The organism is Rhodospirillales bacterium RIFCSPLOWO2_02_FULL_58_16 (assembly GCA_001830425.1).
Classification (GTDB): domain Bacteria; phylum Pseudomonadota; class Alphaproteobacteria; order Rhodospirillales; family 2-02-FULL-58-16; genus 2-02-FULL-58-16.
Map to the genome: position 1 here is coordinate 36,630 of MIAA01000002.1, position 13,828 is coordinate 50,457.

12 protein-coding genes and 1 tRNA gene (1 of these 13 running past the window's edge) are annotated in these 13,828 nt (G+C 58.7%); 6 read left to right on the forward strand and 7 right to left on the reverse strand.

Annotation, left to right across the window (positions count from 1 at the left end; translation table 11 throughout):
* From A3H92_01015 to A3H92_01025, 3 genes are all read left to right on the forward strand, one after another.
* Window positions 1–1,359, forward strand: the 3' portion of a protein-coding gene (locus tag A3H92_01015; GenBank protein ID OHC76435.1) for a glutathione-disulfide reductase. 15 nt of this gene lie to the left of the window's left edge; only the last 1,359 of its 1,374 coding nucleotides appear in the window; its start codon lies off the left edge, out of view; the stop codon is at window positions 1,357–1,359.
* 64 nt (window positions 1,360–1,423) lie between these two features.
* Window positions 1,424–3,574 (forward strand): hypothetical protein, encoded by a 2,151-nt coding sequence (locus A3H92_01020; protein ID OHC76410.1) that lies wholly within the window; start codon window positions 1,424–1,426, stop codon window positions 3,572–3,574.
* Between the two features lie 121 nt (window positions 3,575–3,695).
* A complete protein-coding gene (locus A3H92_01025; GenBank protein OHC76411.1) occupies window positions 3,696–3,968 on the forward strand; it encodes a DNA-binding protein HU in 273 nt (90 codons plus the stop codon).
* 338 nt (window positions 3,969–4,306) lie between these two features.
* Here the strand turns inward: A3H92_01025 and A3H92_01030 are convergent, their stop codons facing one another.
* Window positions 4,307–4,858 (reverse strand): orotate phosphoribosyltransferase, encoded by a 552-nt coding sequence (locus A3H92_01030; GenBank protein ID OHC76412.1) that lies wholly within the window; start codon window positions 4,856–4,858, stop codon window positions 4,307–4,309.
* 211 nt (window positions 4,859–5,069) lie between these two features.
* Here A3H92_01030 and A3H92_01035 point away from each other — a divergent pair, with 211 nt between their 5' ends.
* Window positions 5,070–6,452 carry a sigma-54-dependent Fis family transcriptional regulator gene (locus tag A3H92_01035; protein ID OHC76413.1) on the forward strand — a complete coding sequence of 461 codons (1,383 nt, stop codon included), beginning with the start codon at window positions 5,070–5,072 and terminating at the stop codon, window positions 6,450–6,452.
* On the opposite strand, the gene A3H92_01040 is transcribed toward A3H92_01035, so the two are convergent.
* Window positions 6,437–8,224, reverse strand: coding sequence for a phosphomethylpyrimidine synthase ThiC (locus tag A3H92_01040; protein ID OHC76414.1), 1,788 nt, complete (start codon window positions 8,222–8,224; stop codon window positions 6,437–6,439). The two genes, A3H92_01035 and A3H92_01040, sit on opposite strands and share 16 nt — an antisense overlap.
* A gap of 58 nt (window positions 8,225–8,282) precedes the next feature.
* Between A3H92_01040 and A3H92_01045 the strand changes: the two genes are divergently transcribed.
* Both A3H92_01045 and A3H92_01050 read left to right on the forward strand, forming a co-directional pair.
* Window positions 8,283–8,567, forward strand: a complete 285-nt coding sequence (locus tag A3H92_01045; GenBank protein ID OHC76415.1) for a hypothetical protein — start codon at window positions 8,283–8,285, stop codon at window positions 8,565–8,567.
* Between the two features lie 77 nt (window positions 8,568–8,644).
* A tRNA-Ser gene (locus A3H92_01050) sits at window positions 8,645–8,734 on the forward strand.
* A gap of 582 nt (window positions 8,735–9,316) precedes the next feature.
* Here the strand turns inward: A3H92_01050 and A3H92_01055 are convergent.
* From A3H92_01055 to A3H92_01075, 5 genes are all read right to left on the reverse strand, one after another.
* Entirely contained in the window at window positions 9,317–9,841 is a 525-nt protein-coding gene (locus A3H92_01055) for a hypothetical protein (GenBank protein ID OHC76436.1), read from the reverse strand.
* Window positions 9,842–9,905: 64 nt separating this feature from the next.
* A complete protein-coding gene (locus A3H92_01060; protein ID OHC76416.1) occupies window positions 9,906–10,121 on the reverse strand; it encodes a hypothetical protein in 216 nt (71 codons plus the stop codon).
* Window positions 10,122–10,190: 69 nt separating this feature from the next.
* Entirely contained in the window at window positions 10,191–11,861 is a 1,671-nt protein-coding gene (locus A3H92_01065) for a hypothetical protein (GenBank protein OHC76417.1), read from the reverse strand.
* On the reverse strand, window positions 11,861–12,832 hold the full coding sequence (locus A3H92_01070; GenBank protein OHC76418.1) for a hypothetical protein: 972 nt from the start codon (window positions 12,830–12,832) through the stop codon (window positions 11,861–11,863). The genes A3H92_01065 and A3H92_01070 overlap by 1 nt, the downstream gene beginning before the upstream one ends.
* 2 nt (window positions 12,833–12,834) lie before the next feature.
* Window positions 12,835–13,812, reverse strand: a complete 978-nt coding sequence (locus A3H92_01075; GenBank protein OHC76419.1) for a hypothetical protein — start codon at window positions 13,810–13,812, stop codon at window positions 12,835–12,837.
* Window positions 13,813–13,828: the final 16 nt, after the last annotated feature.

A 13,828-nucleotide genomic window follows, 5' to 3' on the forward strand; every position in this document is an offset into this window, starting at 1 on the left:
ACTAAAAAATACGACTACGATCTGATCTGCATCGGGGCCGGTTCCGGCGGGGTGCGCGCCTCGCGCATGGCGGCCCAATTCGGCGCCAAGGTCGCCATCATCGAAGAGAGCCGGGTCGGCGGAACCTGCGTGATCAGGGGCTGCGTCGCCAAGAAGCTTCTTGTCTACGGCGCTCATTTCGCCGACGACTTCAAGGACGCCGCCGGCTACGGCTGGACGGTCGGCGAAACCGACTTTGACTGGGCCAGGCTGGTCACCGCCAAAAACCGCGAGATCGACCGCCTGAACGGCATCTACGTTAATATGCTGCGCGCCAACGGCGTTGACATCATTGAGGGCCGGGGCGTCCTCGCCGACGCCCACACGGTAGAAGCGGCGGGCAAGACCCTCACCGCCGGGCATATCCTGATCGCCGTCGGCTCATGGCCGACCATCCCCCGGATTCCCGGCATCGAGCATGTCATAACCTCCAACGAGGCGCTGGACCTGATGAGTCTCCCCAAGCGCATGGTGATTGTCGGCGCCGGTTATATCGCCGTCGAGTTCGCCGGAATTTTCAACGCCCTCGGCGTTGAGGTCACCGAGATTCTGCGCGCCGACAAGGTGTTGCGCGGCTTTGACGATGATCTGAGAAAAGCCCTCGGCGAGGAGATGGGCAAGCACGGCGTCAACCTCATGGTAAAAACCGTAGTTGACAGCATCGACAAGACGGGCGGCGGGTACACCCTGAACCTGCACGGCGGCGACGTGGTGAAAGCCGATCTGGTGATGTACGCCACCGGGCGCGCTCCCAAAACCTCGGGGCTGGGCCTTAAGGAGGCCGGGATTAAACTTAATGATAAGGGCGCGGTGGAGGTTGACGAATACTCGCGCTCATCAAGAAAAAGCGTCTTCGCCGTCGGCGACGCCACCGACCGCATGAACCTGACTCCGGTCGCCATTGCCGAGGGAGCGGCGGTCGCCCAAACCCTGTTCAACGACAACCCGACGACGGTGGACTACGCCAACATCCCCACCGCCGTCTTCAGTCAACCGCCGCTGGGCACAGTGGGATTGACCGAGGAGCAGGCCAGGGTCAAGCATAAGAACAACGTCGATATCTATATTTCAAGATTCAAACCGATGAAGCATTCTCTGTCGGGCCGCGACGAAAAGACCTTGATGAAACTGGTGGTCAATTCCAGGACTGATCGGGTGCTTGGCTGCCATATGCTGGGCATGGACGCTCCCGAGATCATGCAGGGTCTCGGCATCGCCTTGAAATGCAAAGCCAGGAAATCCCAATTCGACGCCACGGTCGGCATCCACCCGTCAGCCGCCGAGGAATTTGTCACCATGCGCACTAGATCAACGCCTTGACCTTGTGATACATTCAATCAAAGTCGCGATGCGCCGCAGGACTAAAATTTGGAGCAATTGAAAAATGATAAATCTCAGGATATCCGCCAAACTTCCCATCGTCATCGTCGCCCTGGCCGTCATTGCTTCGATGGTGACCGGCTACGTCGCCTTTACGCAGTCGGAAGCGGCGCTGGAAAAAACCGCTTTTGAAAAAATCAACGCGGCCCATGACGGGCGTATTTCCGAACTGACTAATTATCTCAATATGATCAAGGAAGACGTTCTTGCCGTCTCCTCCAATCATATGACTATCGACGGGCTTGAGGCCTTCGAGGAAGGATGGAGCGCGCTCGGCGACACGGTGACGCAAAGTCTTCAGAAACTCTACATCACCGATAACCCGAACAAGGCCGGCGAAAAACATAAGCTTGACGCCGCCCCCGACAGCTCCAAATACAGCATCGCCCACAAGAAATTTCACCCATGGTTCCGCAAGTTCCTGCTGGCCAGGGAATACTACGACATCTTCCTGATTAACCATGAAGGCAAGGTCGTCTACACGGTTTACAAGGAAGCGGACTTCGGCACCGACCTGACCACCGGCCAGTGGAAAGACACCGATCTAGGCAAGATATACAAGACGTTAAGCGCCAATTTCAAGGAAGGCTATGTCGCCTTTACCGATTTTGCTCCTTACGCGCCCAGCGCCGGCGTACCCGCCGGCTTCATAGGAACTCCCGTTTTTGACCACAAGGGAGGCCGTCACGGCATGCTGGTCTTCCAGATGCCTGTTGAGCGCCTCAACAACATCATGCAGCAGGCCACGGGCATGGGTGAAACCGGCGAGACATATCTGGTCGGCGGCGACAAGACCATGCGCAGCGATTCCCGCTTCACCAAGAAGGGCGAGACCGACATCCTCAAATCCAGGGATGATTCTGCGGGCGTGCGCGAAGCGCTGTCCGGCAAGGACGTCACCCTGGTCGCCACTGATCGCCACGGCGACGAGACGCTGATGACCGCCGCTCCGCTTAATTTTCTGGGCGTAACCTGGGCGGTCGTCGCCAACATCGACATGGCGGAAGTCGATATACCGGTCGGCGAGATGCGTAACTCGATGATGACGGCCATCCTCATCATGGCGGCGGTCTTGACCGCCATAGGTTTATTCTTTGCGCGGTCTATTTCCAATCCCATCGGCGCCATGACCGGAGCCATGGGAGAATTGGCCGGCGGCAACCTGGAGGTGAACATTCCCTCTCAGGACAAGACCGATGAAATCGGCGAGATGGCGGCGGCGGTTCAGGTTTTCAAGGACAACGCCATCAGGGTCAAGGAGATGGAGGCCAAGCAGGTGGAGATGGAACGCCGCGCCGCCGAGGAAAAGAAGGCCTTGATGATGAAGATGGCGGACGACTTTGATTCCCGCGTCGGCGGCGTTGTTGAATCGGTTTCTTCGGCGTCTACCGAAATGCAGTCATCGTCTCAGGCTATGGCGGCGACGGCCGAGCAAACCACTCGTCAGGCAACGGCGGTGGCCGCCGCTTCCGAAGAGGCTTCGACCAACGTCCAGACGGTGGCGGCGGCGGCGGAGGAACTGTCCAGTTCGATCTCCGAGATCAGTCGGCAGGTATCTCAATCTTCCGAAATCGCCGGCAGGGCGGTCAATGACGCCAAAAAAACCGATGCGGAGATTCAGGGCCTCGCCGCCGCCGCTCAGAAAATCGGCGAGGTTGTGGCCTTGATCACCGATATTGCCGACCAGACCAACCTGCTGGCGCTGAACGCCACCATTGAGGCGGCGCGCGCCGGCGACGCCGGCAAGGGCTTTGCGGTGGTGGCTTCCGAGGTTAAAAACCTGGCCAACCAGACGGCCAAGGCGACCGAGGAAATCGGCAGCCAGATCGGCGACATCCAAAGCGCCACCGACAGAGCGGTAACCGCCATCAAAGGCATCGTCAAGACGATCAGCGACATAGACGAGATCGCCGCCGCCATTTCCGCAGCGGTGGAGGAGCAAGGCGCCGCCACCCAGGAGATCGCCCGTAACGTCGAGCAGGCGGCGGCCGGCACCAATGAGGTGTCCTCCAACATCGCCGGCGTCACCCAGGCGGCTAACGAAACGGGTCAGGCGGCAAGCCAGATACAGGAAGCCTCGTCCGAACTTTCGCGGCAGTCGGAGACGCTGAAGGGCGAGGTGGCCAAGTTCCTGGCCCAGATACGATCAAGTTGATCCCGGAGCATTATCCGGCAAATTAGTTATTTTTTTGCAAGTGAACACTGGACCTCGCCCGCTTTTACGGTTAAACCCGGCCTATCTTTTTTTTATCTCTAAATTGTAGGGGATCATCGCCATGAATAAATCGGACCTTGCCACTGCTGTCGCCGAAGCTGCCGGCCTTTCCAAGGCCAGCGCCGCTGCCGCCGTGGACGCTACCTTTGACGCCATCACCGCCGCTCTGAAGTCCGGTGGCGAAGTTCGTCTCACCGGATTTGGAAGTTTCAGCGTCTCAAAGCGTCCCGCCCGTTCCGGTCGGAACCCCCAGACCGGCGCGACGATTAAAATCGCCGCTTCCACACAACCGAAGTTCAAGGCCGGCAAGGGATTGAAGGACGCCGTAAACTAACGTCCGAAAAATTCTACGTTATTATGAAACCCCTTCGGCGCAGTCGCCGGAGGGGTTTTGTTTTGTGCGCCCCTGTTGCGTTTCATGTGCGGGAATTACACCAATGGCCGTAGTTTTGAAACACAGAGGCACAAAGACGCAGAGAGAATATTTTTCCTTGCTTTTTCTTGTTTCTCTATACCTCCTCTGTGTCTCTGAGCCTCTGTGGTGGTTCATAAAACAGTGCTTATTCCAGTCAACGCGCCGGACGTTGAGGACATCGGCGGCAACTTCCCCCTCCTTGATAAAGAGAGAAAAGCGCGGGGGCTGCCATGGGTCAATGATTAAGGCCGATGATATTAATGTTCAAAGTCGCTTCTGGTAAACAGGGAGACAAGCTCGATGCCGTGAGCCGCCAGATTTTCCCTTGCCCCTTCCGAGCGATCGACAATCGAGATCACCTTTGAAACGCGGCATCCCATATCTCTTACGGCTTTAACCGCTTTCAGAATGGAACCGCCGGTCGTGGTCACATCGTCAAAGAGCACGACATCGGAGTTTTCCTTCAAATGACCGCCTATCAGCTCTTCCCTGCCGTGTCCCTTGGCTTCCTTCCTGACAAAGAAAGAGCGCAACGGCCGCTCAGGCAAACTTTTCACGGTTACCGCCAAAACAACGGGAACGGCCCCCATTTCAATTCCGCCGATAAAGTCGATATGATCATCTCCCAGGATTTCAAGGATCAGCTCCGCAGCAAGATTGGCGCCCTCCGGATCAAACATCGTTTTTTTCATATCGAAAAAAACATCACTCATCCCGCCGGAGGCAAGCCGGTAGGCCCCCCCTTTAAACAAAGACAAGCTCTTGATAACCTCCAGCAGGCGCTGACGTTTATCGTCCTGATTCTGCATATTGGACACCGAGGCGTAATTCTGTGACTGACCAACCAATAATCACAAGATATTGTATATTATCCTGCGCCCAATAGCTATATATTGACGCAGGTGGGCTAATAGTACGAAGCATTTCTGCGTTTGTCACGATAATTCATGTTGTTATTGTCAGTCGCAGCCGATAATGTGAACGTTCACATTTAAACAAAATGAACGGATAAAAGCGTCCATGACAACCATATCCATCGACGGGCTGAACACGGTCATCAACAATCTCGAAGAAGGCATTATGTTTCTCGACAAGGACCGCTCCGTCGTCGCCATCAACCACGCCGCCCTTGATATGGTCGGTCATCATAACGAGCAACTTATCGGCTCCATGTGCATGAGCCTTTTTCAGGGAACCGAGTGCGGACGCTACTGCACCCAAAAAGGATATTGCTCACTGCTCGACCTTGATAAGGAAAAAAAGGTCCACGACCTGGACCTGCTTCGTCCCGACGACACCATGATTTCGCTTCGCATGTGGGCCATACCGCTTCCCGGAGAACACCCGGCCGCCTGCGCCGTCATTCTTCGCAACCGCACCCGTGAGCGGCAACTGGAAGAAGAAGTCAGCAACCGCCTGCGTCTGGGGGAAATGCTGGGCCACAGCCAGGTGATGCAGCGCCTGTTCAAAAACGTGCTGAGGCTCGCTTCCAGCGACGCCACAGTCCTGATCGAGGGAGAAAGCGGCACCGGCAAGGAACTGATCGCCCGGGCGCTGCATGACAATTCAAGGCGCGCCGACAAACCCTATATCCGCGTTCACTGCGCCGCTCTGGCCGAGAACCTTCTTGAGTCCGAACTGTTCGGCCACGCCAAGGGCGCTTATACCGGCGCCGTATCGGATCGCGAAGGACGCTTCGAGGCCGCCGACGGCGGATCGCTGCTGCTCGATGAAATCGGCGAGATTTCGCCGAGCATCCAGGTAAAGCTTCTGCGGGTGCTTCAGGAGCGGGAAGTCGAACGCCTGGGTGAAAACAAGTCGCGCAAAATCGATGTCCGCCTGATCGCCGCCACCAACCGCAACCTCGCCTCCATGGTCAAGGAGGGAACATTCCGCGAAGACCTTTTTTACCGGCTGCGGGTTCTCCCTCTGGCCTCTCCGGCGTTACGCGAACGCCCGGAGGACGTTCCTCTGCTGGCCGCTCACATCGTCGGTGAAATGGCCAAGCGCTACGGATACGGCGAGGTGGATATTGCCGACGACGCCCTCGCCGTCCTTTGCGCCTATTCATGGCCCGGCAACGTCCGCGAATTGGGGAATGCCATGGAATTCGCCCTGGTGCAGTCGGGCGGCTCCAAAATTATGCCGCGCCATCTGCCGCCGGAAGTCATCACCGCCGTTCCCCTCGCCGCCCCCTTAAGGAAGGAACACGAAGCCGGCGCTTCCCCTCTGCCCGAAAGCTTTACCGGCTATTACCGGGCGCCCCGGCGACAGGAAGACGAAAAGACGGCGATCATCCGCACGCTGAAGGAAAGCAAAGGCAACAGGGCGGCGGCGGCGATAAAACTCAGGATGTCGCGCACCACCCTGTGGAAGCGTCTGAAACACTACGGCTTGACGTAAATTTCGCCGCCGCCGGCGCGGAATTCCCTGGACATGTTTTCCATGCCCTTTTCGGCCTGCTCGCGGACCTCATGACTGATTTTCATCGAGCAGAACTTGGGACCGCACATCGAGCAGAAGTGGGCCAGCTTGGCGCCTTCCGCCGGCAAGGTCTTGTCATGAAAAGCCTCGGCGGTATCCGGGTCCAGCGACAGCCTGAACTGATCGCGCCAGCGGAACTCGAAGCGGGCGCGGCTCAGGGCGTCGTCACGCCGCCCGGCGCCGGGGTGGCCCTTGGCCAGATCGGCGGCGTGAGCGGCTATCTTGTAGGTGATGACGCCGGTCTTGACATCGTCGCGGTCGGGCAGCCCCAGGTGCTCCTTGGGCGTCACATAGCACAACATGGCGCAGCCGTACCAGCCGATCATCGCCGCCCCGATGGCGCTGGTGATATGGTCATAGCCCGGCGCGATATCGGTAACCAGCGGCCCCAGCGTGTAGAACGGCGCGTCGTCGCAGTACTTTTTCTGCATCTCCATATTTTCCTTGATCTTGTGCATCGGCACATGGCCGGGGCCTTCGATGAAGGTCTGAACGTCGAGCGCGTCCGAAATGCGGCGCAACTCGCCCAGCGTCTTGAGTTCGGCGAACTGGGCCTCGTCATTGGCGTCAGCATTGCATCCCGGACGCAGGCCGTCGCCCAGCGACAGGCTGACATCATAGGCCCTGGCGATTTCGCAGATATCCGCGAAATGCTCCAGCAGGAAGTTCTCCCGGTGGTGGGCAAGGCACCACTTGGCCATGATGGCGCCGCCCCGACTGACGATGCCGGTGACGCGGCGGGCGGTCAGCGGAATATGCGCCAGTCGCAAACCGGCATGGATGGTCCAATAGTCTACGCCCTGCTCGGCCTGCTCAATGAGGGTGTCGCGGAACAGCTCCCAGGTCAGGTCCTCGGCGATGCCGTCGGTCTTTTCCAAAGCCTGGTAGATAGGCACGGTGCCGATGGGAACCGGCGCGTTGCGCATGATCCATTCGCGGATATTGTGAATGTCGGCGCCGGTGGACAGGTCCATCACCGTGTCGGCGCCCCAGCGGATGGCCCACACCATCTTGTCCACCTCCTCGGCGGCGGTGGAGGCAACGGAAGAGTTGCCGATATTGGCGTTGATTTTGGTCAGAAAATTGCGGCCGATGATCATCGGCTCGGCTTCCGGGTGATTGATGTTGAGGGGCAGCACGGCGCGTCCCTCGGCGATTTCGTCGCGGACGAACTCGGCCGTCGCCAGATCGGGAATTTCGGCGTCGAAAGGCTCGCCGTCGCGGGGGGCGGCAGATGCCTGGCGGCGGCCTTCGTTCTCGCGGATGGCGACGTATTCCATCTCCGGGGTAATCATGCCGGCCCGCGCATAGGCAAGCTGGGTGACGGCGGCGCCGTTTTTGGCCCGCAGCGTAATCCGGCCATGGCCGGCGAAAGGCTCGACGCCGCTACCGGAACCGCTGTTGTCTTCGGGACGAACGGCGCGGCCTTCGTACGCTTCGACGTCGTTGCGCTCCTCTATCCAGCGGCGGCGGATGGGCGCCAACCCTGCGCGGATATCAATATCGGCGGCGACGTCGGTATAGGGGCCGGAGCAGTCATAGACCGGCAGCGGCGACTCGCCTGAAGACTCCTCCAGGCAAATCTCGCGCACGGGGATGCGGATGTCCGGGTACAGAACGCCGGACTGATAGGCCTTGCGGGAACCGGCGATGGGACCGGTGGTGACGGAAAATCGGTTATCCGTTTTCACGGGCGTCTCCTTATGGTGTATGCTAATGATTAGAAGCCAAACTGTCGGGGGACGCAAGATGGCCGCAACAGATATCGAATATTGCCGAAACTGCCGATTCTGGCGTCCGCCGTGGAAGTTTCGCCATAAATCAACAAGACTAAGCTCCGCCTTCTCCGGGCTTCAGGACAAGCGGGGAGCGGACGGACAGATCAGGCCCCAGGAGAAAGGCCTGTGCTGCCGCTACGCCCCCACCGCAAGCGCGCTGACTACGGTATGGATGGAAACCAAAGCCACCGACTGGTGCGGCGACTATGATCGCGACATGGAGGAGAATGCCGCGCAACAGATAACGCCGGAATAAACCGGCTTCATTGACAGCGACCGGCGCAGTTTGTAGAAGGCACCGTCCGGGTGCGACTAATCCGGTGACACGATAAAGGATGGGTGGCCGAGAGGCTGAAGGCGCTGGTTTGCTAAACCAGTATACGGGAAACTGTATCGCGGGTTCGAATCCCGCCCCATCCGCCATTACCTAACCCATTGTTTTAATTGGCTTTTTGTCATTTTAACGCCCCAATTCGTCCCGTAGTTTCCAAGGCTTGTCGGCAATACGGCATCGCCGGGCGGGACGGAGAGACTGATCGGTCCCGGATTATGCGGTCCCAATGCGCAAATATACTCCCCTTTAAAGACGGCATTCCCCAGGCGCAAACCTTCCGCAAAATTTTCCTACTGCTCGACCCGCAAGCCCTTGAGAAGGCTTTTGTTTTCTAGTGGATTGACTCTAACAAATGTTTCCCGCGCTTTACGCAATTTAACCCCTCCTAACCTCCCCTTCGTAAGGGGAGGAACTTTTCCCCTCCTTACCAAGGAGGGGTCGGGGGAGGTTAACTCCCCGATCTCCCGGTTTAAGCCGGACTTCACCGAAATAGGAATCGTCTGACACTCCACTAGAACTTTTCGCTGTTCCTGCCGGTCGAGCGGCAGCCGTAAGGCTTCCTTAAGCTTGGCTGCCGTCAGCGGCGGCGGCGGAGAGCGGAGGCGGAGATGTATGGCGGCAACAGCGGATGACTTTAAGTCATTCCCGATCACTGGACATCCCTCATCATGTCATTGCTTCGCGCAGGGATTCATAACCTTGCTTTGGAACTTCTTTTGCAATTCGCCGACGTACGCCGCCAACGCCGCCAATTCCCTGGACTCCCAAGCCAGCGGCTTGGCCTCCATGGGCGCCACCATGCAGAACTGCACCATTTCATCCAAATGGACGGATTTCACCTTGCCCATCTCGGCCGCCATCGCCACGAAATGGGGATAAGGCTCGGCGAAGCCGGGCATGAACGCCTTGTTGTCTTCGTGACAACTGCTGCAAGACAGCCCGTTGGTGCTGAGTTTCTGGTCCTTGAACAGGCGTTCGCCCTCCTTGGCGAGTGAGGCGGGATCACCCTTAAAAAGGCTTGTCCCTGCCGGTCGGGTGACCAGTTTGGAGTCGATCCCCGGCATGGCCGCACACGGATTTGCCGCCACGGGCGCACAAGGATTTGCCGCCATGGCGCCGGTCGCCGCCATTGCCGTTATCAGCGCCGCCGCCATAAACAAAAAGATGCGGCGAAGGGTATACTCGTTTCGGTTCATCATGACAGGAATCCTCAAAAGACAAGGACCGGCCACCCTCCCGGGCGACCGGTCGCGGGTCCGGTTACTTTTTGGGAGCGCAAGGATTGCCGGCCTTGGGAGCGCAGGGATTTTCCGTCTTCGGAGCACACGGATTGGCGGCTTTCTTGTCCTCCATCGGCTTTGCGGCGCAAGGATTGGCGGTCTGGGCGAAGGCTCCGCCGGAACCGAGAGCGACGAGGCCGCCGACGGCGATGGCCAGAGCCGAGGCACGGATATACTTGAACATACATTCCTCCATAAGTTACGACCGGGCGATATCAAAACCGCGCAGTCAGGTTCACCAGCCAAGACGGCATGGCATCGGTAATCATACGCCTTCCTTATTGCTGATCGTCGAGGAGACTGCCGACCTCGCCTCGACCCAACGAACCAGCAGGTAAAGCCCGGCGGCGGTCAGCATAACAGCAAACAGAGCGTATATGTAAACGCTTGCCGATGCCGGCGCCTCCAGCAGCACATAGCGCCAGGTTGACAGGCTCATGATCATTCCGTGTTCGCCGTTCGAGCCGTCCCAGGCGTTGACCGCCATGGGAATGAAGCGGCCCGGCTCAAACTGCACGTCGTTTTTGTCGCCGGTGTTGAGCGGACGCTTCATCACCATCGACCAGCGCCCCTGATCCCAGACGGCCCTGGATACAACCTGTTGTTGCTCCTCGGCCTGGACCTTGGGAGGCTGGCTCCAGCCCCTGGAATTGGCCTCCTCCACCGCGTGACCGCCGGCGGCGTCAACATCCGACTTCCATACCCACAGATGAACGGCGCTGGATGAATCACCACGCACGAAATGAGGTTTCTTGGCGCTCTCGGGCGGCTTGACGGGAAATTGCAGCGCCACTGCGTCACGGAAGGTCGCAAGTTGGCGCGGCACCATGCCGTTGGCCCGAACATAGGAATTAAAAGCGCCCGGAGCGCGAATATCCTTAACGTCGATCTCCTTGTCCGAGGCATGAATGACATCCTTGAAGGGATCGCTCCATTCAATCAGGAAGGCGATCTCCTTGTCATTGTAGACGGCTCTGACAGTCGCCATCTCGATGCCGGGATTCTGCCAACGGGGAGCGGCCACTACTTGGCCGGTCAGGCGCACGTCCGTCGCCTCGGCGGCGGCCCATCTCGAATCATCGGGCGCGTCGGGAACATCGCCCTCGACCTTGCGCACCAACAGAACCTGGCTGTCTGCCTCCTTGTGCTGTAGCGACTTGATAAAATTAGCCAGATACCAGCGGTCGGTCTCGTTCAGCGTCTTGGCGAATGAGGGCATCGGCGTGCCGTTGATGCCGGTCGAGAACCGCATGAAAATGTCTTCGACCTCATTGCCGGCCTTGATCTTCCACGGCAGCGTGACGTTGCGGATACGGATCGGGAAGCCCCAGTCATCCTTGCGATCAAACGCTTTCTGGCCGTCGCCGCGCCCCAACTTGCCGTGACATTCCCAGCACTTGGTTTTCTCGAAGATTTCTTTTCCCTTGGCGATGGATTCGGCGTCCAGGGACACTTTATCCTTAGGCAACGCCACCACCTTGCCGGTCTTGACCGGGTCCAGAGACGGATCGTTGAATTCAGGGGCGAAGGTCTTAACATAGGCAATCACCGCCCATCGTTCGTCTTCGCTGAGTCCGTTCTTGATAACGTCGCTGTCGAAGGCCTGCATCCCCGTCCCCGAGAGTCCCCGGCTGACAGTGCGAAACAGATCTTCATTAGTCGGCAATTCGCCGCTTTGGGTAGTGCGGAACTTGAAAGTGCCGAGCGTGAAATCACGGGGCCGAGGGTCCATATAGGGTGAAGCCGGCCCCTCGCCGTCGCCGAGAAGCCCGTGGCAGAAACTGCACCGCTTGAAATAAATCAACTTGCCCTTATCCAACAATTCGGGCGTTTCAGGCGGCATCGGCATGGCGGGACGGTCGGCTGCCGCCGCCTCGCCGGTCGCCAGCGCAAGGCTCGCCATCATCACCATCGCCAGTAGCCATTTGCTAATCATCAGTGAGACTCCGGTATGCGCGGCGTTTTCTGCGCGAAATCGTACTCGGCCATGATGATCCGCCACCGCTCTTCCTCGGTAAGATTGAGTTTCCATTCCGGCATCGCCGAATCCCAGGGCGTAGCCTCGACCGGCAAGCCCGGCCCGCCGTTGCTGACGCGCCAGAATGTGTATCCCTGAACAATCGTCTCGATAGTGCCGTTGTCGGTGAAATTGATCGGCCGCAACTTGAAGCCGTCGGCCATAGGTCCGTCGCCCGACACGCTGTCGCCGTGACAGGGGCGGCAGTTCATGGCGTAAAGGGCGCGGCCCTCGAACAGCGTCTTCTCCAGCAACGCCGCCTTGGCGCTTTCTTTGCTTGAAGTTCCGGACTTGAGTTCAGCCAGATACTTCTTCATCGGCTCGGTGGGGATGAACCCAAGCGCCGGGCTGCCGGGATTCTTCTTCCGCCACCGCTCGACATCGGGCATCACCTGCCGGATGAAGGCAGCCTCGCCGGCCTTGGCCTGCTGTACGAAAGCCTCGATATCGGCGTCGGCAGGGTTGGCCAGCGGATTCTCGACCGCCTCCATTTCCTTGGGAAAGTTCGACGACGGATGCTGGATGCGCAACGACGACGGGACCTCGAACCTTGGAACAGTAGCGTCGTAAACCTGCCAGCCGACCAGCGGCGGCAGCATCGCCATCACCGCCAGGCGCAGCTTCTTGCCGTATCCTCCTTCGATGAAGCGGCGTAGCGGACGCATGAATTCGTCAAGATTGTCGTCATTAAAAGTAACGAACAGGAACAGCGCCACCAGCGTCAGCACCATGTAGAACAACACCAGGGTGCCGGGCACAGGCAAGGGAAACGGCATTCCGGTGATCTGCCTCGACGCCGCCGGGATTCCCCACTTGACCAGCGAGAAGACCGCCAGCAACGCCAGCACGATAGTCCCGAAACGACCTATCCTGAATCTTGCGATCTTCATCGTCACTCGCCCTTCTGCATGATCATGTACGACAACACATCCTGGAAATCCTTGACGGTCATTGCCTCCGAAAGGTCGTCCGGCATCAGGCTTCTGGTCGGGTCTTGGGTGATTTCCTTGATCTCAACGCGCCTGATGGTGACTACTTCGCCGGCGACCTTGGCGATGTCGATCTCGTCGGGGGTCTCACGGGTTTTAAGGCCGGTGACCAGACCTCCGTTCTTGTCGGTCACCACATGTGTCTCGAAGCCCTTGGTGATGGCCTTGGTCGGCCTGAGAATTGCTTCCGAAATGTATTTGATGCCGCGCTTGCCGATTTCCGACAGGTCGGGTCCGGCCAGACCGGGTTTTTCGCCGCCCTTGACCATATGGCAAAAGGCGCAAGTGTCCTTAAATACGGCGGCGCCGTGGCCTGGGTCGCCGCCTCCGGCCGCCGCCGCCGCCTGGATTTTGTCATAGAACTTCTTAGATATCCCGCTCGGATTATTGAGCGCGTCGATGTCAACGTCGCCACCCTGACTTTGCAGGTAAGAAATCACCGCCTTGATTTCGTCAAGGCTGAGCGAAATCGGCGGCGCGAAAACGACGGCCATCTCATTCTTGTAGCCTTCAACCAAAAAGGCGCCGGGATCGGCCAGGCTTTCGACCAGATAGTCAGTAGCGGTAAAAGGTTGCCCCGTCTTGTCCTTGCGATCCTTGGCGCGCTCAACGGCGCGCCCCCCCATCGGCAGCGGGAATTTGTCGCCGAACTGGCCGTGATTGGGACCACGCACCGCGCTGCCCTGTCCTCCCATGCTGTGACAGGTATAGCAGCGGCCCTTGCCCCAATAGATGGCTTCGCCCCCTTCGGGGCTGACCTCGACGACGTTTGCCGCCTTCTTCTCGCCGCCGGTAAGGCCGGTGACCGAGTAGCCGACCCACAGGAACGTGGTCAGCACCAGCAGAAGGAAGACGAAGACCTTGCTAACCGCGTTGGACATCTTGGCTTTCCCGTAT

Coding starts and splice junctions, on each gene's coding strand:
- A3H92_01020 (OHC76410.1), top strand. CDS start 1,424: ATGATAAATCTCAGGATATCCGCCAAACTTCCCATCGTCATCGTCGCC.
- A3H92_01025 (OHC76411.1), top strand. CDS start 3,696: ATGAATAAATCGGACCTTGCCACTGCTGTCGCCGAAGCTGCCGGCCTT.
- A3H92_01030 (OHC76412.1), bottom strand. CDS start 4,858: ATGCAGAATCAGGACGATAAACGTCAGCGCCTGCTGGAGGTTATCAAG.
- A3H92_01035 (OHC76413.1), top strand. CDS start 5,070: ATGACAACCATATCCATCGACGGGCTGAACACGGTCATCAACAATCTC.
- A3H92_01045 (OHC76415.1), top strand. CDS start 8,283: ATGGCCGCAACAGATATCGAATATTGCCGAAACTGCCGATTCTGGCGT.
- A3H92_01055 (OHC76436.1), bottom strand. CDS start 9,841: ATGAACCGAAACGAGTATACCCTTCGCCGCATCTTTTTGTTTATGGCG.
- A3H92_01060 (OHC76416.1), bottom strand. CDS start 10,121: ATGGAGGAATGTATGTTCAAGTATATCCGTGCCTCGGCTCTGGCCATC.
- A3H92_01065 (OHC76417.1), bottom strand. CDS start 11,861: ATGATTAGCAAATGGCTACTGGCGATGGTGATGATGGCGAGCCTTGCG.
- A3H92_01070 (OHC76418.1), bottom strand. CDS start 12,832: ATGAAGATCGCAAGATTCAGGATAGGTCGTTTCGGGACTATCGTGCTG.
- A3H92_01075 (OHC76419.1), bottom strand. CDS start 13,812: ATGTCCAACGCGGTTAGCAAGGTCTTCGTCTTCCTTCTGCTGGTGCTG.